This window comes from Streptococcaceae bacterium ESL0687 (assembly GCA_029392475.1).
GTDB lineage: Bacteria > Bacillota > Bacilli > Lactobacillales > Streptococcaceae > Floricoccus.
This window is the reverse complement of sequence record CP113940.1, coordinates 776,190-801,011: the sequence shown is the minus strand read 5'-3', so window position 1 is coordinate 801,011 and position 24,822 is coordinate 776,190. Positions and strand designations below refer to the sequence as shown.

Genomic DNA, 24,822 nt, shown 5'->3' with positions numbered 1-24,822 from the left:
ATATTTTAGTTATACATTCTTTATGTATAACCAAATAGGGTAATAAAAATTAGAAAAAATACCTTTAAAAATTAGTGCTTTTTGTGATACAATGGAGAAATTAATTAATCATTTATTGATTGGTATATTAAACGAAAGGAAATAAATAAATCAATGAAAATAAATAAAATCGCAAGAAAAGAACGATATAAAGTGTACAAAGATGGGAAGAAGTGGGTTTTTATTGGACTCGCATCACTCGCACTAATGGATGCTGTCCAGGAAGCTAATGGTGAGACACCTTTATTTTTAGGACAAAGTATTAAAGCAAGTGCTGCTACTACCTCCAAAGAAGTAGTAACTATTTCAAAAGATGGAACCATTACGGGTGTAACCTTTGCAGACCAAGAGGAGGCCCTAGTCGGTAAATATGTGGATTTGGCTATGGTTAAAGATGTTGCCATAGATCCAAAGGATACAAAGCAAAGAATTGATTACTCCGTTGATAACGTTTATGTTCGTATTGACCAAGTGACAGGTCATTTGGTTCACGCTTATGTCGCTGGTCAAACTAAAGTCCATATTTATGCACGAGGTGTAAATAATTCAGTTTCACTTTTTATGGGTTCAGGAACAAATTATGAATTCACTAAAGCAACTAGTCCTTACCGCCGGATTCACGAATTCTATGTTGGTTCTACAAGTCTTACAGATATCGCTGCATGGACAGGTGAGGGTAAAGAAGTACCTTGGGGTACGACAGTGGCTGATATTAAAGCCGTAATTGAAAAAAAGAGTAGAACATTAGATAGAGATAACTCTTTTCTTTTGACTGATGCTATGTTAGAAAATGCACCGGAAGGTGCTGATACGATTTTAGTTTCTTATATATCAGATAGTTCTAAACCTAACTTTGGTACGGGAATTGACCAATTTTACGTTACCCCACCGATTCAGATTCGTTCAAGTGACCAGATTACCAGCGAGGTTAACGCTGCGATTCAACAAGCTAAGGAGTCAAAAGCAGCAAAGGAAACTCAAAAGAAAGCTATTGCTGATGCATCTCAGAGTGCTGCAGCATCAATCGATAGTAATAAGGCTTTTACTAGTGACCAAAAAAAAGCAGCAAAGGAAGCTATTGATAATATTGTTAAAGATACATTAAATACGATAGATAAACACTATCGTGCAACAGATGTTAATAATGCTGGAGCTAATGCTATTCAAGCTATTCAAGCGGCAGCTACGCCAGCTAAAACAATTGCTGAACAACAAAGCGAAGCTAAGCAGGCTTTAATAGATATGTTAAATAATACTAAAGCTCAAATTGATGCTGAACCAACATTAACAACAGCTGAAAAGACAGCTCAAAAGCAAGCTGCTGATAGTGCTGCAAGTCAAGCTATTGATAAAATCATAAATGATGACAATGCAGACGATATTCAAAATGATACTACAAATGCCTTATCAAGCATTAAAAATACATATGTTCCTTCTAATGTTTCATTAGACGATCAAAAAACAAATGCCTTATCAGCTTTTAAAGAAAAATATGAAATTGATGCCAAGAAGAATGCTATTGATAATGATGCATCTCTAACAACAGCTGAGAAAACAGCTCAAAAGCAAAAGATCACTGATGCTGTAGCGACAATAGAAAATCAATTACAAAATGCTGAGACAGCTGATGATATTGAAAGTATCGTTAACAATGACGATATAATTAATCAAATTAATAGTGCTCACCAAAAAGGTGCGAAAACACTTGAAGAACGCCGGACAGAGGCGAAGGAAAAGATAGATCAGGCAGTAGCAGCACTTAAAGAAAAAATTAAAAATGATGATTCCTTGACAAATGCTGAGCAGAACGAACAAAATAAAAAGATTGATGCAGCTGTAAAACAAGCAAAAGAAGCTATCGATAATGGAACAGCCCAGCAAATTGAAGACACGGTAACAGAGGTAAATAAAGAAATTGAAGGTCTATATATTCCTGGGGAACCACTTTCTGATCGTAAAAAGCATGCTATAGAAGCCATTAATGCTGCAGCGGCAAGTGAGAAAGATACTATTGAGAGCAGTACAACTGTGGCTGATGGTACTATTGATCAAGATGGTCAACCAACTGCTTCTAGTAAAACACTTCAAGAGGCAGCTATCGATAAGATTATCCAAGATTATCAGGAAAAAATTACCGATGCTACTGACCCGGATGATGTTAATGACTTTAGAGAAGAAGCCATTAATAAAATCCAAAGCCTAACAAAAACAAAGCAAGAAAATCGTGCAGCAGCAGCAAAGAAAACTCAAGCAGCTATCGATAAGATTACTCAAGATCCAACGATGACTAGCAGCGAGAAAGTATCGGTTATTGATAGATTTAAACAAGCTTATAATGACTATATTCAAGCTATTGATAAAGATACGGATACAGGTACACCAAGTAGTGATGATACGAAGAAATTTAACTCAGGTTTAGAGTATACTAATTCAAATCCGTCAATTGCTGATCAAAAAACAAATGCTCTGTCATCTTTTAAAGAAAATCATCAAATTGATGCCAAGAAGAAAGCTATTGATAACGATTCAGAGTTAACAACAGCTGAAAAAACAGATCAAAAGCAAAAGATTGATGATGCTATAATGGCATTAGAAAATCAATTAAAAGGTGCGAAAACAGCTGATGATATTCAAAATATCATTAATAATGCTGATATCATCAATCAAATTGATAATGCTCATCAAGCAAGTGCTAAACCACTTAGTCAACGTAAAATAGATGCGAATAAAGAGATTGATCAAATAGCAGCAACAGCTAAAGCTAAAATTGATAGTGATCTAACTTTAAGGGAGACTGAAAAGGCAGTACAGAAGAAAAATATTGATGCGGCTGTAGAACAAGCAAAAGAGGCTATTAATAGTGGGACAGCCCAGCAAGTAGAAGATACTGTGGCAGAGGCAAGTAAAGACATTGAAGGTCTTTATGTTCCTGGGAAAGCACTTTCTGAGCAAAAAGATGAAGCTAAATCAAAAATTGATACCAATGTAATTGCCGCTAAACTTAAAATTGATAGTGATTCAACATTATCAGATTCTGAAAAAGCAGTACAAAAGCAAGCTATTGATAAGGTAGCTAGTGAAGCTAAAGAAAGCATTGAAAATGCAGCTAATGCGGATTTAGTCGCATCTATTGAAGATACTACGAGTGATTTATTAAATAAATTAGTTGATGAGAAACAAAAGGCTCGCAAATACTTATCAGGTCAAACACAAGAAGCTATTAATACAATTAATGGTAAGGATAACTTGACTTCTTCACAGAAGGCAGACCGTATCAATCAAGTCAAAGAAGCTTCTAAAAAAGCAAGTGACAGTATTGATTCAGCAACAAGTGTAGATGCTATTAATGCAGTAACAAGTAATGGATCTGATTTTACTAATGCATTAACTGTAGCTAAAAATACTGATGGTATGCCATCAGTTGATGAGTTGAAAACAACAGCTACTGCAAGTATCAATAAAGCTGTTGCTGATACTGCAGCTAAAATCGATAATGATTCAACCTTATCAGACAGTGATAAACAGGCTCAAAAGCAAGTTCTTGATACTCAAGCTAAGAATATTTTAGATACCATTAATGGTTCTCCAACAGCAGATGATATTCAAACAGCTGTAGATAATGGAGTTAAGGTAATTGATGGTTTAGACAAAACTTCGGCTGATAAAGATTTAGCAGATAAGGTTCAAGCGGCTCATACTGCAATAAATAATAATAGTAACCTAAGTCAGGACGAAAAAAATGAGCGTAATCAAGCAATTGATAACGTAAGAAAAACGGTACAGGATGCAATAAACCAGGCAACCAGTGCTGATGTTATTAATGTAGTAATAGATAATGCCGATAATTCATTAAATAAGATTGTAGATGCTCCTATTAAGTCATTAGCTGATCGTAAGAAAGAAGCTAAGTTAAGTGTGGAAGATCAAGTTCAAAAAGCAATTGATAATATTAATAATAACAATGCTTTAAGTTCTAAAGAGAAGACCGACCGTATCAATAAGGTTAAGGAAGCATCTAAGAAAGCAAGTGACAGTATTGATTCAGCAACAAATGCGGATGATATTAATGGAGTAACAAGTAAGGAATCTGACTTTAATAAAGATTTAACTGCAGCAACAAATACTGATGATGTACCGTCAATTGATAAGCAAAAATCTGATGCTAAATTAGCCATTAATCAAGTTGTAGCAGATATCAAATCTAAAATTGATGCAGACAAAACATTAACAACAGCTGAAAAGACAGCTCAAAAGCAAGCTGCTGATAGTGCTGCAAGTCAAGCTATTGATAAAATCACAAATGATGACAATGCAGACGATATTCAAAATGATACTACAAATGCACTAACAACCATTAAAAATACATATGTTCCTTCTAATGTCTCATTAGACGATCAAAAAACAAATGCCTTATCAGCTTTTAAAGAAAAATATGAAATTGATGCCAAGAAGAATGCTATTGATAACGATCCAGCTTTAACAACAGCTGAGAAAACAGCTCAAAAGAAAAAGATCGTTGATGCTGTAGCGACAATAGAAAATCAATTAAAGAATTCTGAAACAGCAGAAGATATTGAAAGTATCGTTAAAAATGATGATATAATTAATCAAATTAATAATGCTCACCAAAAAGGTGCGAAAACAATTGAAGAACGCCGGACAGAGGCAAAGGAAAAGATAGATCAGGCAGTAGCAGCACTTAAAGAAAAAATTAAAAATGATGACTCCTTGACAGATGCTGAACAGGGTAAACAAAATAAAAAGATTGACGCAGCTGTAAAACAAGCAAAAGAAGTTATCGATAATGGAACAGCCCAGCAAATTGAAGATACTGTTTCAAATACAATTAAAAAGATTACAAATATCTATATTCCTGGGGAACCACTTTCTGATCGTAAAAAGCATGCTATGGAAGCCATTAATGCTGCAGCGGCAAGTGAGAAAGATACTATTGAGAGCAGTGCAACTGTAGCTGATGGTACTATTGATCAAGATGGTCAACCAACTGCTTCTAGTAAAACACTTCAAGAGGCAGCTATCGATAAGATTATTCAAGATTATCAGGAAAAAATTACCGATGCTACTGACCCGGATGATGTTAATGACTTTAGAGAAGAAGCCATTAATAAAATCCAAAGCCTAACAAAAACAAAGCAAGAAAATCGTGCAGCAGCAGCAAAGAAAACTCAAGCAGCTATCGATAAGATTACTCAAGATCCAACGATGACTAGCAGCGAGAAAGTATCGGTTATTGATAGATTTAAACAAGCTTATAATGACTATATTCAAGCTATTGATAAAGATACGGATACAGGTACACCAAGTAGTGATGATACGAAGAAATTTAACTCAGGTTTAGAGTATACTAATTCAAATCCGTCAATTGCTGATCAAAAAACAAATGCTCTGTCATCTTTTAAAGAAAATCATCAAATTGATGCCAAGAAGAAAGCTATTGATAACGATTCAGAGTTAACAACAGCTGAAAAAACAGCTCAAAAGCAAAAGATTGATGATGCTATAATGGCATTAGAAAATCAATTAAAAGGTGCGAAAACAGCTGATGATATTCAAAATATCATTAATAATGCTGATATTATCAATCAAATTGATAATGCTCATCAAGCAAGTGCTAAACCACTTAGTCAACGTAAAATAGATGCGAATAAAGAGATTGATCAAATAGCAGCAACAGCTAAAGCTAAAATTGATAGTGATCTAACTTTAAGGGAGACTGAAAAGGCAGTACAGAAGAAAAATATTGATGCGGCTGTAGAACAAGCAAAAGAGGCTATTAATAGTGGGACAGCCCAGCAAGTAGAAGATACTGTGGCAGAGGCAAGTAAAGACATTGAAGGTCTTTATGTTCCTGGGAAAGCACTTTCTGAGCAAAAAGATGAAGCTAAATCAAAAATTGATACCAATGTAATTGCCGCTAAACTTAAAATTGATAGTGATTCAACATTATCAGATTCTGAAAAAGCAGTACAAAAGCAAGCTATTGATAAGGTAGCTAGTGAAGCTAAAGAAAGCATTGAAAATGCAGCTAATGCGGATTTAGTCGCATCTATTGAAGATACTACGAGTGATTTATTAAATAAATTAGTTGATGAGAAACAAAAGGCTCGTAAGGCTTTATCAGATAAAGTTAGCGTAGCAATTAACGAAATCAATAGTAATAATTCTTTAAGTTCTTCAGAGAAGGTAGACCGTATCAATAAAGTTAACGAGGCTTCTAAGAAAGCCAGTGACAGTATTGATTCAGCAACAAGTGCTGACTCTATTAATGATGCTATATCTACTGCGAATAATGATTTAGCTGCTGCGACAGATACAACGAATGTACCATCGGTTGATGATCAAAAAACAACAGCTACTTCAAATATCACTCAAGCAGCTCAAGTAGCTCACGATGCTATCAATAGCAATGACAGCTTGAGTCAAGCAGAAAAAGATAAGCGTAATCAAGCAATTGATAAGGCTAAAGAATCTGCAATTGATGCTATCAATAAAGGAACAAGTGCTGACTCTATTAATGATGCTATATCTACTGCGAATAATGATTTAGCTGCTGCGATAGATACAACGAATGTACCATCGGTTGATGATCAAAAAACAACAGCTACTTCAAATATCACTCAAGCAGCTCAAGCAGCTCACGATGCTATCAATAGCAATGACAGCTTGAGTCAAGCAGAAAAAGACAAGCGTAATCAAGCAATTGATAAGGCCAAAGAATCTGCAATTGATGCTATCAATAAAGGAACAAATGCTGACTCTATTAACAATGCTGTATCTACTGCGAATAATGATTTAGCTGCTGCGACAGATACAACGAATGTACCATCAGTTGATGAGTTGAAAACAACAGCTACTTCAAATATCACTCAAGCAGCCCAAGCAGCTCACGATGCTATCAATAGCAATAACAGCTTGAGTCAAGCAGAAAAAGATAAGCGTAATCAAGCAATTGATAAGGCCAAAGAATCTGCAATTGATGCTATCAATACAGGAACAAATGCTGACTCTATTAATGATGCTATATCTACTGCGAATAATGACTTAGCTACTGCAACAAATACCGATGATGTGCCTTCAGTTGATAAACAAAAAGAAACAGCTAAATCTAACCTTGATCAAGCAGCTCATGCAGCTCACGATGCTATCAATAGCAATGACAGCTTGAGTCAAGCAGAAAAAGATAAGCGTAATCAAGCAATTGATAAGGCCAAAGAATCTGCAATTGATGCTATCAATAAAGGAACAAATGCTGACTCTATTAACAACGCTGTATCTACTGCGAATAATGATTTGGCTGCTGCGACAGATACAACGAATGTACCATCAGTTGATGATCAAAAAACAACAGCTACTTCAAATATCACTCAAGCAGCTCAAGCAGCTCACGATGCTATCAATAGCAATGACAGCTTGAGCCAAGCAGAAAAAGATAAGCGTAATCAAGCAATTGATAAGGCCAAAGAATCTGCAATTGATGCTATCAATAAAGGAACAAATGCTGACTCTATTAATGATGCTATATCTACTGCGAATAATGACTTAGCTACTACAACAAATACTGATAATGTACCATCGGTTGATGATCAAAAAACAACAGCTACTTCAAATATCACTCAAGCAGCCCAAACAGCTCACGATGCTATCAATAGCAATAACAGCTTGAGTCAAGCAGAAAAAGATAAGCGTAATCAAGCAATTGATAAGGCTAAAGAATCTGCAATTGATGCTATCAATAAAGGAACAAATGCTGACTCTATTAATGATGCTATATCTACTGCGAATAATGACTTAGCTACTGCAACAAATACCGATGATGTACCATCGGTTGATAAACAAAAAGAAACAGCTAAATCTAACCTTGATCAAGCAGCTCAAGCAGCTCACGATGCTATCAATAGCAATGACAGCTTGAGCCAAGCAGAAAAAGACAAGCGTAATCAAGCAATTGATAAGGCCAAAGAATCTGCAATTGATGCTATCAATAAAGGAACAAATGCTGACTCTATTAATGATGCTATATCTACTGCGAATAATGACTTAGCTACTGCAACAAATACCGATGATGTACCATCGGTTGATAAACAAAAAGAAACAGCTAAATCTAACCTTGATCAAGCAGCTCAAGCAGCTCACGATGCTATCAATAGCAATGACAGCTTGAGTCAAGCAGAAAAAGACAAGCGTAATCAAGCAATTGATAAGGCTAAAGAAGTTGCCCAAACATCAATTGATTCAGCTACAAGTGCTGACTCTATTAACAATGCTGTATCTACTGCTAATAATGACTTAGCTGCTGCAACAAATACTGATAATGTACCATCGGTTGATGATCAAAAAACAACAGCTACTTCAAATATCACTCAAGCAGCACAAGCAGCTCACGATGCTATCAATAGCAATGACAGCTTGAGCCAAGCAGAAAAAGACAAGCGTAATCAAGCAATTGATAAGGCCAAAGAATCTGCAATTGATGCTATCAATAAAGGAACAAATGCTGACTCTATTAATGATGCTATATCTACTGCGAATAATGATTTAGCTGCTGCGATAGATACAACGAATGTACCATCAGTTGGTGATCAAAAAACAACAGCTACTTCAAATATCACTCAAGCAGCCCAAGCAGCTCATAACGCTATTAATAGCAATAACAGCTTGAGCCAAGCAGAAAAAGATAAGCGTAATCAAGCAATTGATAAGGCTAAAGAAGTTGCTCAAACATCAATTGATTCAGCTACAAATGCTGACTCTATTAATAACGCTGTATCTACTGCGAATAATGACTTAGCTGCTGCAACAAATACCGATGATGTACCATCGGTTGATAAACAAAAAGAAACAGCTAAATCTAACCTTGATGAAGCAGCTCAAGCAGCTCACGATGCTATCAATAGCAATGACAGCTTGAGTCAAGCAGAAAAAGATAAGCGTAATCAATCAATTGATAAGGCTAAAGAAGTTGCTCAAACATCAATTGATTCAGCTACAAGTGCTGACTCTATTAACAACGCTGTATCTACTGCGAATAATGATTTAGCTTCTGCGACAGATACAACGAATGTACCATCGGTTGATAAACAAAAAGAAACAGCCAAATCAGATATTGATAAGACCGTAATTGTCGCTAAGGATAAAATTGATAATGATTCAACTTTATCAGATACAGAAAAAGAAGCACAAAAACAAGTTGTTGATAAAGTGGCTAATGAAGCAAAAGAAAATATTCAAAATTCAACTAATGCAGATCAAATTACATCTGCTAAAAATGATGCAATTAATAAAGTATTAGGCGAACTGGTTGATGCTAAAAAAGAAGCCCATCAGGCTTTATCGGATCAAACCCAAAAAGCAATTAACGAAATCAATAGTAATAATTCTTTAAGTTCTTCAGAGAAGGTAGACCGTATCAATAAAGTTAACGAGGCTTCTAAGAAAGCCAGTGACAGTATTGATTCAGCAACAAGTGCTGACTCTATTAATGATGCTGTATCTACTGCTAATAATGACTTAGCTGCTGCAACAAATACCGATGATGTGCCTTCAGTTGATAAACAAAAAGAAACAGCTAAATCTAACCTTGATCAAGCAGCTCAAGCAGCTCACGATGCTATCAATAGCAATGACAGCTTGAGTCAAGCAGAAAAAGACAAGCGTAATCAAGCAATTGATAAGGCCAAAGAATCTGCAATTGATGCTATCAATAAAGGAACAAATGCTGACTCTATTAATGATGCTATATCTACTGCTAATAATGACTTAGCTACTGCAACAAATACTGATAATGTACCATCAGTTGATGATCAAAAAACAACAGCTACTTCAAATATCACTCAAGCAGCTCAAGCAGCTCACGATGCTATCAATAGCAATAACAGCTTGAGTCAAGCAGAAAAAGACAAGCGTAATCAAGCAATTGATAAGGCTAAAGAATCTGCAATTGATGCTATCAATAAAGGAACGAGTGCTGACTCTATTAATGATGCTGTATCTACTGCTAATAATGACTTAGCTGCTGCAACAAATACCGATGATGTGCCTTCAGTTGATAAACAAAAAGAAACAGCTAAATCTAACCTTGATCAGGCAACCCAAGCAGCTCACGATGCTATCAATAGCAATGACAGCTTGAGTCAAGCAGAAAAAGACAAGCGTAATCAAGCAATTGATAAGGCCAAAGAAGTTGCTCAAGCATCAATTGATTCAGCTACAAGTGCTGACTCTATTAACAATACTGTATCTACTGCGAATAATGACTTAGCTGCTGCGACAAATACTGATAATGTACCATCGGTTGATGATCAAAAAGCAACAGCTACTTCAAATATTAATCAAGCAGCCCAAGCAGCTCACGATGCTATCAATAGCAATAACAGCTTGAGCCAAGCAGAAAAAGACAAGCGTAATCAAGCAATTGATAAGGCTAAAGAAGTTGCCCAAACATCAATTGATTCAGCAACAAGTGCTGACTCTATTAATGATGCTATATCTACTGCGAATAATGACTTAGCTACTGCAACAAATACTGATAATGTACCATCAGTTGATGATCAAAAAACAACAGCTACTTCAAATATCACTCAAGCAGCTCAAGCAGCTCACGATGCTATCAATAGCAATAACAGCTTGAGCCAAGCAGAAAAAGACAAGCGTAATCAAGCAATTGATAAGGCTAAAGAATCTGCAATTGATGCTATCAATAAAGGAACGAGTGCTGACTCTATTAATGATGCTGTATCTACTGCGAATAATGACTTAGCTACTGCAACAAATACTGATAATGTACCATCGGTTGATGATCAAAAAACAACAGCTACTTCAAATATCACTCAAGCAGCCCAAACAGCTCACGATGCTATTAATAGCAATAACAGCTTGAGTCAAGCAGAAAAAGATAAGCGTAATCAAGCAATTGATAAGGCTAAAGAAGTTGCCCAAACATCAATTGATTCAGCTACAAGTGCTGACTCTATTAACAATGCTGTATCTACTGCGAATAATGATTTGGCTGCTGCGACAGATACAACGAATGTACCATCAGTTGATGATCAAAAAACAACAGCTACTTCAAATATCACTCAAGTAGCACAAGCAGCTCACGATGCTATCAATAGCAATAACAGCTTGAGCCAAGCAGAAAAAGACAAGCGTAATCAAGCAATTGATAAGGCTAAAGAAGTTGCCCAAACATCAATTGATTCAGCAACAAGTGCTGACTCTATTAACAATGCTGTATCTACTGCGAATAATGACTTAGCTGCTGCAACAAATACTGATAATGTACCATCGGTTGATAAACAAAAAGAAACAGCTAAATCTAACCTTGATCAAGCAGCCCAAACAGCTCACGATGCTATCAATAGCAATAACAGCTTGAGCCAAGCAGAAAAAGACAAGCGTAATCAAGCAATTGATAAGGCTAAAGAAGTTGCTCAAACATCAATTGATTCAGCTACAAGTGCTGACTCTATTAATGATGCGATATCTACTGCGAATAATGACTTAGCTACTGCAACAAATACTGATAATGTACCATCAGTTGATGATCAAAAAACAACAGCTACTTCAAATATCACTCAAGCAGCACAAACAGCTCATAACGCTATCAATAGCAATAATAGCTTGAGCCAAGCAGAAAAAGACAAGCGTAATCAAGCAATTGATAAGGCTAAAGAAGTTGCTCAAACATCAATTGATTCAGCTACAAGTGTTGACTCTATTAATGACGCTGTATCTACTGCGAATAATGACTTAGCTACTGCAACAAATACTGATAATGTACCATCGGTTGATAAACAAAAAGAAACAGCTAAATCTAACCTTGATCAAGCAGCTCAAGCAGCTCACGATGCTATCAATAGCAATGACAGCTTGAGTCAAGCAGAAAAAGATAAGCGTAATCAAGCAATTGATAAGGCTAAAGAAGTTGCCCAAACATCAATTGATTCAGCAACAAGTGCTGACTCTATTAATGATGCTATATCTACTGCGAATAATGACTTAGCTGCTGCGACAGATACAACGAATGTACCATCGGTTGATGATCAAAAAACAACAGCTACTTCAAATATCACTCAAGCAGCTCAAGCAGCTCACGATGCTATCAATAGCAATAACAGCTTGAGTCAAGCAGAAAAAGATAAGCGTAATCAAGCAATTGATAAGGCTAAAGAATCTGCAATTGATGCTATCAATAAAGGAACAAGTGCTGACTCTATTAATGATGCGATATCTACTGCGAATAATGACTTAGCTGCTGCGACAGATACAACGAATGTACCATCGGTTGATGATCAAAAAACAACAGCTACTTCAAATATTACTCAAGCAGCCCAAGCAGCTCATAACGCTATCAATAGCAATAACAGCTTGAGTCAAGCAGAAAAAGACAAGCGTAATCAAGCAATTGATAAGGCTAAAGAATCTGCAATTGATGCTATCAATAAAGGAACGAGTGCTGACTCTATTAATGATGCTGTATCTACTGCGAATAATGACTTAGCTACTGCGACAGATACAACGAATGTACCATCAGTTGATAGGCAAAAAGAAACAGCCAAATCTAACCTTGATCAGGCAACCCAAGCAGCTCACGATGCTATTAATAGCAATGACAGCTTGAGTCAAGCAGAAAAAGATAAGCGTAATCAATCAATTGATAAGGCTAAAGAAGTTGCTCAAGCAGCAATTGATTCAGCTACAAATGCTGACTCTATTAACAATGCTGTATCTACTGCGAATAATGACTTAGCTGCTGCGACAGATACAACGAATGTACCATCGGTTGATGATCAAAAAGCAACAGCTACTTCAAATATTAATCAAGTAGCCCAAGCAGCTCACGATGCTATCAATAGCAATAACAGCTTGAGTCAAGCAGAAAAAGATAAGCGTAATCAAGCAATTGATAAGGCTAAAGAATCTGCAATTGATGCTATCAATAAAGGAACAAATGCTGACGCTATTAATGATGCTATATCTACTGCGAATAATGACTTAGCTGCTGCGACAGATACAACGAATGTACCATCAGTTGATGATCAAAAAACAACAGCTACTTCAAATATCACTCAAGCAGCTCAAGCAGCTCACGATGCTATCAATAGCAATAACAGCTTGAGTCAAGCAGAAAAAGATAAGCGTAATCAAGCAATTGATAAGGCCAAAGAAGTTGCCCAAACATCAATTGATTCAGCAACAAGTGCTGACTCTATTAATGATGCTATATCTACTGCGAATAATGACTTAGCTGCTGCGACAGATACAACGAATGTACCATCGGTTGATGATCAAAAAACAACAGCTACTTCAAATATCACTCAAGCAGCTCAAGCAGCTCACGATGCTATCAATAGCAATAACAGCTTGAGTCAAGCAGAAAAAGATAAGCGTAATCAAGCAATTGATAAGGCTAAAGAAGTTGCCCAAACATCAATTGATTCAGCAACAAGTGCTGACTCTATTAACAATGCTGTATCTACTGCGAATAATGATTTGGCTGCTGCGACAGATACAACGAATGTACCATCAGTTGATGATCAAAAAACAACAGCTACTTCAAATATCACTCAAGTAGCACAAGCAGCTCACGATGCTATCAATAGCAATAACAGCTTGAGTCAAGCAGAAAAAGACAAGCGTAATCAAGCAATTGATAAGGCTAAAGAAGTTGCCCAAACATCAATTGATTCAGCAACAAGTGCTGACTCTATTAACAATGCTGTATCTACTGCGAATAATGACTTAGCTACTGCAACAAATACTGATAATGTACCATCGGTTGATAAACAAAAAGAAACAGCTAAATCTAACCTTGATCAAGCAGCCCAAACAGCTCACGATGCTATCAATAGCAATAACAGCTTGAGCCAAGCAGAAAAAGACAAGCGTAATCAAGCAATTGATAAGGCTAAAGAAGTTGCTCAAACATCAATTGATTCAGCAACAAGTGCTGACTCTATTAATGATGCTATATCTACTGCGAATAATGACTTAGCTACTGCAACAAATACTGATAATGTACCATCAGTTGATGATCAAAAAACAACAGCTACTTCAAATATCACTCAAGCAGCACAAACAGCTCATAACGCTATCAATAGCAATAATAGCTTGAGCCAAGCAGAAAAAGACAAGCGTAATCAAGCAATTGATAAGGCTAAAGAAGTTGCTCAAACATCAATTGATTCAGCTACAAGTGTTGACTCTATTAATGACGCTGTATCTACTGCGAATAATGACTTAGCTACTGCAACAAATACTGATAATGTACCATCGGTTGATAAACAAAAAGAAACAGCTAAATCTAACCTTGATGAAGCAGCTCAAGCAGCTCACGATGCTATCAATAGCAATGACAGCTTGAGTCAAGCAGAAAAAGATAAGCGTAATCAATCAATTGATAAGGCTAAAGAAGTTGCTCAAACATCAATTGATTCAGCTACAAGTGCTGACTCTATTAACAACGCTGTATCTACTGCGAATAATGATTTAGCTTCTGCGACAGATACAACGAATGTACCATCGGTTGATAAACAAAAAGAAACAGCCAAATCAGATATTGATAAGACCGTAATTGTCGCTAAGGATAAAATTGATAATGATTCAACTTTATCAGATACAGAAAAAGAAGCACAAAAACAAGTTGTTGATAAAGTGGCTAATGAAGCAAAAGAAAATATTCAAAATTCAACTAATGCGCATCAAATTACATCTGCTAAAAATGATGCAATTAATAAAGTATTAGGCGAACTGGTTGATGCTAAAAAAGAAGCCCATCAGGCTTTATCGGATCAAACCCAAAAAGCAATTAACGAAATCAATAGTAATAATTCTTTAAGTTCTTCAGAGAAGGTAGACCGTATCAATAAAGTTAACGAGGCTTCTAAGAAAGCCAGTGACAGTATTGATTCAGCAACAAGTGCTGACTCTATTAATGATGCTGTATCTACTGCTAATAATGACTTAGCTGCTGCAACAAATACCGATGATGTGCCTTCAGTTGATGATCAAAAAACAACAGCTAAATCTAACCTTGATCAAGCAGCTCAAGCAGCTCACGATGCTATCAATAGCAATGACAGCTTGAGTCAAGCAGAAAAAGACAAGCGTAATCAAGCAATTGATAAGGCCAAAGAATCTGCAATTGATGCTATCAATAAAGGAACAAATGCTGACTCTATTAATGATGCTATATCTACTGCTAATAATGACTTAGCTACTGCAACAAATACTGATAATGTACCATCAGTTGATGATCAAAAAACAACAGCTACTTCAAATATCACTCAAGCAGCTCAAGCAGCTCACGATGCTATCAATAGCAATAACAGCTTGAGTCAAGCAGAAAAAGACAAGCGTAATCAAGCAATTGATAAGGCTAAAGAATCTGCAATTGATGCTATCAATAAAGGAACGAGTGCTGACTCTATTAATGATGCTGTATCTACTGCTAATAATGACTTAGCTGCTGCAACAAATACCGATGATGTGCCTTCAGTTGATAAACAAAAAGAAACAGCTAAATCTAACCTTGATCAGGCAACCCAAGCAGCTCACGATGCTATCAATAGCAATGACAGCTTGAGTCAAGCAGAAAAAGACAAGCGTAATCAAGCAATTGATAAGGCTAAAGAAGTTGCCCAAACATCAATTGATTCAGCTACAAGTGCTGACTCTATTAACAATACTGTATCTACTGCTAATAATGACTTAGCTGCTGCGACAGATACAACGAATGTACCATCGGTTGATGATCAAAAAGCAACAGCTACTTCAAATATTAATCAAGCAGCCCAAGCAGCTCACGATGCTATCAATAGTAATAATAGCTTGATCCAAGCAGAAAAAGACAAGCGTAATCAAGCAATTGATAAGGCCAAAGAATCTGCAATTGATGCTATCAATAAAGGAACAAATGCTGACTCTATTAACAACGCTGTATCTACTGCGAATAATGACTTAGCTACTGCAACAAATACTGATAATGTACCATCGGTTGATGATCAAAAAACAACAGCTACTTCAAATATCACTCAAGTAGCACAAGCAGCTCACGATGCTATCAATAGCAATAACAGCTTGAGCCAAGCAGAAAAAGACAAGCGTAATCAAGCAATTGATAAGGCTAAAGAAGTTGCCCAAACATCAATTGATTCAGCTACAAGTGCTGACTCTATTAACAATGCTGTATCTACTGTGAATAATGACTTAGCTACTGCAACAAATACTGATAATGTACCATCGGTTGATGATCAAAAAACAACAGCTACTTCAAATATCACTCAAGCAGCTCAAGCAGCTCACGATGCTATCAATAGCAATAACAGCTTGAGTCAAGCAGAAAAAGATAAGCGTAATCAAGCAATTGATAAGGCTAAAGAAGTTGCTCAAACATCAATTGATTCAGCTACAAGTGCTGACTCTATTAATGATGCTATATCTACTGCGAATAATGACTTAGCTGCTGCAACAAATACTGATAATGTACCATCGGTTGATGATCAAAAAACAACAGCTACTTCAAATATCACTCAAGCAGCCCAAACAGCTCACGATGCTATCAATAGCAATGACAGCTTGAGCCAAGCAGAAAAAGACAAGCGTAATCAAGCAATTGATAAGGCTAAAGAAGTTGCTCAAACATCAATTGATTCAGCTACAAGTGCTGACTCTATTAATGACGCTGTATCTACTGCGAATAATGACTTAGCTACTGCAACAAATACTGATAATGTACCATCGGTTGATAAACAAAAAGAAACAGCTAAATCTAACCTTGATCAAGCAGCCCAAACAGCTCACGATGCTATCAATAGCAATGACAGCTTGAGTCAAGCAGAAAAAGATAAGCGTAATCAAGCAATTGATAAGGCTAAAGAAGTTGCCCAAACATCAATTGATTCAGCAACAAGTGCTGACTCTATTAATGATGCTATATCTACTGCGAATAATGACTTAGCTGCTGCGACAGATACAACGAATGTACCATCGGTTGATGATCAAAAAACAACAGCTACTTCAAATATCACTCAAGCAGCTCAAGCAGCTCACGATGCTATCAATAGCAATAACAGCTTGAGTCAAGCAGAAAAAGATAAGCGTAATCAAGCAATTGATAAGGCTAAAGAATCTGCAATTGATGCTATCAATAAAGGAACAAGTGCTGACTCTATTAATGATGCGATATCTACTGCGAATAATGACTTAGCTGCTGCGACAGATACAACGAATGTACCATCGGTTGATGATCAAAAAACAACAGCTACTTCAAATATTACTCAAGCAGCCCAAGCAGCTCATAACGCTATCAATAGCAATAACAGCTTGAGTCAAGCAGAAAAAGACAAGCGTAATCAAGCAATTGATAAGGCTAAAGAAGTTGCTCAAGCAGCAATTGATTCAGCTACAAATGCTGACTCTATTAACAATGCTGTATCTACTGCGAATAATGACTTAGCTGCTGCGACAGATACAACGAATGTACCATCGGTTGATGATCAAAAAGCAACAGCTACTTCAAATATTAATCAAGTAGCCCAAGCAGCTCACGATGCTATCAATAGCAATAACAGCTTGAGTCAAGCAGAAAAAGATAAGCGTAATCAAGCAATTGATAAGGCTAAAGAATCTGCAATTGATGCTATCAATAAAGGAACAAATGCTGACGCTATTAATGATGCTATATCTACTGCGAATAATGACTTAGCTGCTGCGATAGATACAACGAATGTACCATCAGTTGATGATCAAAAAACAACAGCTACTTCAAATATCACTCAAGCAGCTCAAGCAGCTCACGATGCTATCAATAGCAATAACAGCTTGAGTCAAGCAGAAAAAGATAAGCGTAATCAAGCAATTGATAAGGCTAAAGAAGTTGCCCAAACAGCAATTGATTCAGCTACAAATGCTGACTCTATTAACAATGCTGTATCTACTGCGAATAATGACTTAGCTGCTGCAACAAATACCGATGATGTACCATCGGTTGATAAACAAAAAGAAACAGCTAAATCTAACCTTGCTCAAGCAGCCCAAGCAGCTCACGATGCTATCAATAGCAATGACAGCTTGAGTCAAGCAGAAAAAGATAAGCGTAATCAAGCAATTGATAAGGCTAAAGAAGTTGCCCAAACAGCAATTGATTCAGCTACAAATGCTGACTCTATTAACAATGCTGTATCTACTGCGAATAATGACTTAGCTACTGCAACAAATACTGATAATGTACCATCGGTTGATGATCAAAAAGAAACAGCTAAATCTAACCTTGCTCAAGCAGCCCAAGCAGCACACGATGCTATCAATAGCAATAACAGCTTGAGTCAAGCAGAAAAAGACAAGCGTAATCAAGCAATTGATAAGGCTAAAGAAGTTGCCCAAACATCAATTGATTCAGCTACAAGTGCTGACTCTATTAACAATGCTATATCTACTGCGAATAATGACTTAGCTACTGCAACAAATACCGATGATGTACCATCGGTTGATAAACAAAAAGAAACAGCTAAATCTAACCTTGATCAAGCAGCTCAAGCAGCTCACGATGCTATCAATAGCAATGACAGCTTGAGTCAAGCAGAAAAAGATAAGCGTAATCAAGCAATTGATAAGGCTAAAGAAGTTGCCCAAACATCAATTGATTCAGCTACAAGTGCTGACTCTATTAACAATGCTGTATCTACTGCGAATAATGACTTAGCTACTGCAACAAATACTGATAATGTACCATCAGTTGATGATCAAAAAACAACAGCTACTTCAAATATCACTCAAGCAGCACAAACAGCTCATAACGCTATCAATAGCAATAATAGCTTGAGTCAAGCAGAAAAAGATAAGCGTAATCAAGCAATTGATAAGGCTAAAGAAGTTGCTCAAACATCAATTGATTCAGCTACAAATGCTGACTCTATTAATAACGCTGTATCTACTGCGAATAATGACTTAGCTGCTGCAACAAATACCGATGATGTACCATCGGTTGATAAACAAAAAGAAACAGCTAAATCTAACCTTGATCAAGCAGCTCAAGCAGCTCACGATGCTATCAATAGCAATGACAGCTTGAGTCAAGCAGAAAAAGATAAGCGTAATCAATCAATTGATAAGGCTAAAGAAGTTGCCCAAACATCAATTGATTCAGCAACAAGTGCTGACTCTATTAACAACGCTGTATCTACTGCGAATAATGATTTAGCTTCTGCGACAGATACAACGAATGTACCATCGGTTGATAAACAAAAAGAAACAGCCAAATCAGATATTGATAAGACCGTAATTGTCGCTAAGGATAAAATTGATAATGATTCAACTTTATCAGATACAGAAAAAGAAGCACAAAAACAAGTTGTTGATAAAGTGGCTAATGAAGCAAAAGAAAATATTCAAAATTCAACTAATGCGCATCAAATTACATCTGCTAAAAATGATGCAATTAATAAAGTATTAGGCGAACTGGTTGATGCTAAAAAAGAAGCCCATCAGGCTTTATCGGATCAAACCCAAAAAGCAATTAACGAAATCAATAGTAATAATTCTTTAAGTTCTTCAGAGAAGGTAGACCGTATCAATAAAGTTAACGAGGCTTCTAAGAAAGCCAGTGACAGTATTGATTCAGCAACAAGTGCTGACTCTATTAATGATGCTGTATCTACTGCTAATAATGACTTAGCTGCTGCAACAAATACCGATGATGTGCCTTCAGTTGATAAACAAAAAGAAACAGCTAAATCTAACCTTGATCAAGCAGCTCAAGCAGCTCACGATGCTATCAATAGCAATAACAGCTTGAGTCAAGCAGAAAAAGATAAGCGTAATCAAGCAATTGATAAGGCTAAAGAAGTTGCCCAAACATCAATTGATTCAGCAACAAGTGCTGACTCTATTAATGATGCTATATCTACTGCTAATAATGACTTAGCTACTGCAACAAATACTGATAATGTACCATCAGTTGATGATCAAAAAACAACAGCTACTTCAAATATCACTCAAGCAGCTCAAGCAGCTCACGATGCTATCAATAGCAATAACAGCTTGAGTCAAGCAGAAAAAGACAAGCGTAATCAAGCAATTGATAAGGCCAAAGAATCTGCAATTGATGCTATCAATAAAGGAACAAATGCTGACTCTATTAATGATGCTGTATCTACTGCGAATAATGACTTAGCTTCTGCAACAGATACAACGAATGTACCATCAGTTGATGATCAAAAAACAACAGCTACTTCAAATATCACTCAAGCAGCTCAAGCAGCTCACGATGCTATCAATAGCAATAACAGCTTGAGCCAAGCAGAAAAAGACAAGCGTAATCAAGCAATTGATAAGGCCAAAGAATCTGCAATTGATGCTATCAATAAAGGAACAAATGCTGACTCTATTAACAACGCTGTATCTACTGCGAATAATGACTTAGCTACTGCAACAAATACCGATGATGTGCCTTCAGTTGATAAACAAAAAGAAACAGCTAAATCTAACCTTGATCAAGCAGCTCATGCAGCTCACGATGCTATCAATAGTAATAATAGCTTGAGCCAAGCAGAAAAAGACAAGCGTAATCAAGCAATTGATAAGGCCAAAGAATCTGCAATTGATGCTATCAATAAAGGAACAAATGCTGACTCTATTAATGATGCTATATCTACTGCGAATAATGACTTAGCTACTGCAACAAATACCGATGATGTACCATCGGTTGATAAACAAAAAGAAACAGCTAAATCTAACCTTGATCAAGCAGCTCAAGCAGCTCACGATGCTATCAATAGCAATAACAGCTTGAGTCAAGCAGAAAAAGACAAGCGTAATCAAGCAATTGATAAGGCCAAAGAATCTGCAATTGATGCTATCAATAAAGGAACAAATGCTGACTCTATTAATGATGCTATATCTACTGCTAATAATGACTTAGCTACTGCAACAAATACTGATAATGTACCATCAGTTGATGATCAAAAAACAACAGCTACTTCAAATATCACTCAAGCAGCTCAAGCAGCTCACGATGCTATCAATAGCAATAACAGCTTGAGCCAAGCAGAAAAAGACAAGCGTAATCAAGCAATTGATAAGGCTAAAGAAGTTGCTCAAACATCAATTGATTCAGCTACAAGTGCTGACTCTATTAATGACGCTGTATCTACTGCGAATAATGACTTAGCTACTGCAACAAATACTGATAATGTACCATCGGTTGATGATCAAAAAACAACAGCTACTTCAAATATCACTCAAGTAGCACAAGCAGCTCACGATGCTATCAATAGCAATAACAGCTTGAGTCAAGCAGAAAAGGATAAGCGTAATCAAGCAATTGATAAGGCCAAAGAAGTTGCTCAAGCAGCAATTGATTCAGCTACAAATGCTGACTCTATTAACAATGCTGTATCTACTGCGAATAATGACTTAGCTGCTGCAACAAATACCGATGATGTACCATCGGTTGATAAACAAAAAGAAACAGCTAAATCTAACCTTGCTCAAGCAGCACAAGCAGCTCACGATGCTATCAATAGCAATAACAGCTTGAGTCAAGCAGAAAAAGATAAGCGTAATCAAGCAATTGATAAGGCTAAAGAATCTGCAATTGATGCTATCAATAAAGGAACAAGTGCTGACTCTATTAATGATGCTATATCTACTGCGAATAATGACTTAGCTACTGCAACAAATACCGATGATGTGCCTTCAGTTGATAGGCAAAAAGAAACAGCTAAATCTAACCTTGCTCAGGCAACCCAAGCAGCTCACGATGCTATCAATAGCAATAACAGCTTGAGTCAAGCAGAAAAAGATAAGCGTAATCAAGCAATTGATAAGGCTAAAGAAGTTGCTCAAACATCAATTGATTCAGCTACAAGTGCTGACTCTATTAATGATGCTGTATCTACTGCGAATAATGACTTAGCTACTGCAACAAATACCGATGATGTGCCTTCAGTTGATAGGCAAAAAGAAACAGCTAAATCTAACCTTGATCAGGCAACCCAAGCAGCTCACGATGCTATCAATAGCAATAACAGCTTGAGCCAAGCAGAAAAAGACAAGCGTAATCAAGCAATTGATAAGGCTAAAGAAGTTGCCCAAACATCAATTGATTCAGCTACAAGTGCTGACTCTATTAACAATGCTGTATCTACTGCGAATAATGACTTAGCTTCTGCAACAGATACAACGAATGTACCATCAGTTGATGATCAAAAAACAACAGCTACTTCAAATATCACTCAAGCAGCCCAAGCAGCTCACGATGCTATCAATAGCAATGACAGCTTGAGCCAAGCAGAAAAAGACAAGCGTAATCAAGCAATTGATAAGGCCAAAGAATCTGCAATTGATGCTATCAATAAAGGAACAAATGCTGACGCTATTAATGATGCTATATCTACTGCGAATAATGACTTAGCTGCTGCGACAGATACAACGAATGTACCATCAGTTGATGATCAAAAAACAACAGCTAAATCTAACCTTGATCAGGCAGCCCAAGCAGCTCATAACGCTATCAATAGCAATAACAGCTTGAGTCAAGCAGAAAAGGATAAGCGTAATCAAGCAATTGATAAGGCCAAAGAAGTTGCTCAAGCAGCAATTGATTCAGCTACAAATGCTGACTCTATTAACAATGCTGTATCTACTGCGAATAATGACTTAGCTGCTGCAACAAATACCGATGATGTACCATCGGTTGATAAACAAAAAGAAACAGCTAAATCTAACCTTGATCAAGCAGCTCAAGCAGCTCACGATGCTATCAATAGCAATGACAGCTTGAGTCAAGCAGAAAAAGATAAGCGTAATCAAGCAATTGATAAGGCTAAAGAAGTTGCCCAAACAGCAATTGATTCAGCTACAAATGCTGACTCTATTAACAATGCTGTATCTACTGCGAATAATGACTTAGCTACTGCAACAAATACTGATAATGTACCATCGGTTGATAAACAAAAAGAAACAGCTAAATCTAACCTTGCTCAAGCAGCCCAAGCAGCACACGATGCTATCAATAGCAATAACAGCTTGAGCCAAGCAGAAAAAGACAAGCGTAATCAAGCAATTGATAAGGCCAAAGAAGTTGCCCAAACAGCAATTGATTCAGCTACAAATGCTGATGTTATTAACAACGCTGTATCTACTGCGAATAATGACTTAGCTACTGCAACAAATACTGATAATGTACCATCGGTTGATGATCAAAAAGAAACAGCTAAATCTAACCTTGCTCAAGCAGCCCAAGCAGCACACGATGCTATCAATAGCAATAACAGCTTGAGCCAAGCAGAAAAAGACAAGCGTAATCAATCAATTGATAAGGCTAAAGAAGTTGCTCAAACATCAATTGATTCAGCTACAAGTGCTGACTCTATTAACAACGCTGTATCTACTGCGAATAATGATTTAGCTTCTGCGACAGATACAACGAATGTACCATCGGTTGATAAACAAAAAGAAACAGCCAAATCTAACCTTGATCAGGCAACTCAAGCAGCTCACGATGCTATTAATAGCAATAACAGCCTGAGTCAAGCAGAAAAAGACAAGCGTAATCAAGCAATTGATAAGGCTAAAGAAGTTGCAATTGATGCTATCAATAAAGGAACAAATGCTGACTCTATTAACAACGCTGTATCTACTGCGAATAATGACTTAGCTACTGCAACAAATACTGATAATGTACCATCGGTTGATGATCAAAAAACAACAGCTACTTCAAATATCACTCAAGTAGCACAAGCAGCTCACGATGCTATCAATAGCAATAACAGCTTGAGCCAAGCAGAAAAAGACAAGCGTAATCAAGCAATTGATAAGGCTAAAGAAGTTGCCCAAACATCAATTGATTCAGCTACAAGTGCTGACTCTATTAACAATGCTGTATCTACTGTGAATAATGACTTAGCTACTGCAACAAATACTGATAATGTACCATCAGTTGATGATCAAAAAACAACAGCTACTTCAAATATCACTCAAGCAGCTCAAGCAGCTCACGATGCTATCAATAGCAATAACAGCTTGAGTCAAGCAGAAAAAGACAAGCGTAATCAAGCAATTGATAAGGCTAAAGAATCTGCAATTGATGCTATCAAGCATGCAAAAAGTGCAGATGTTATTGATGTGGTAATAAATAACGCAAACAATGCATTAAATAAGGCTACAGATATAACAAATGTTCCATCGATTGATGATCAAAAAGCAGTAGCTAATGCAAGTATTATCCAAGCGGCTCAAACAGCTCATAATGCTATTAATAGCAATGACAGCTTGAGTCAAGCAGAAAAAGACAAGCGTAATCAAGAAATTGATGATGCAAAAAATGCAGCTCATGATGCTATCAAGCATGCAAAAAATGCCGACGATATTAATGCAGTAATAAATAGTGCATCTAATTTCAATAAAAAATTAGTAAAAGCACAGGATCTATCAAATATTAAGACACTAGATAGTCAAAAAATTACAGCTATTACAACTATTAATCAAATAACTCAGACAATAAAAGCTGCTATTAATCAGAATTCGGATTTATCTGATTCTGAAAAGGTGGCACAACAGCAGATTGTTGATAAAGTGATTGATTCAGTTAAAGAAAATATTCAAAATGCAACTAATGCTGAACAAATACAAACAGCTATTAATGTTGCAGATACAGAAATGCAAAAAGGCTTTGATACAGAAGTTTATTTAGCAGGACTAACTGGATTGATATTTGGATTACTTGGATTTTTAGGATTTAGTAAGAAACGTCGTAAACAATAA

At 36.5% G+C, this 24,822-nt stretch carries 1 protein-coding gene; it reads left to right on the top strand.

Features of this window, described 5'->3' with window-relative positions; translation table 11 throughout:
• Positions 1 to 153: 153 nt before the first annotated feature.
• Complete coding sequence (locus tag OZX60_03910; protein ID WEV44593.1) at positions 154 to 24,822, top strand: DUF1542 domain-containing protein; 24,669 nt, start codon at positions 154 to 156, stop codon at positions 24,820 to 24,822.

What these genes read in the sequence shown, in the direction of transcription:
- OZX60_03910 (WEV44593.1), top strand. Translation starts at nt 154, where the DNA reads ATGAAAATAAATAAAATCGCAAGAAAAGAACGATATAAAGTGTACAAA.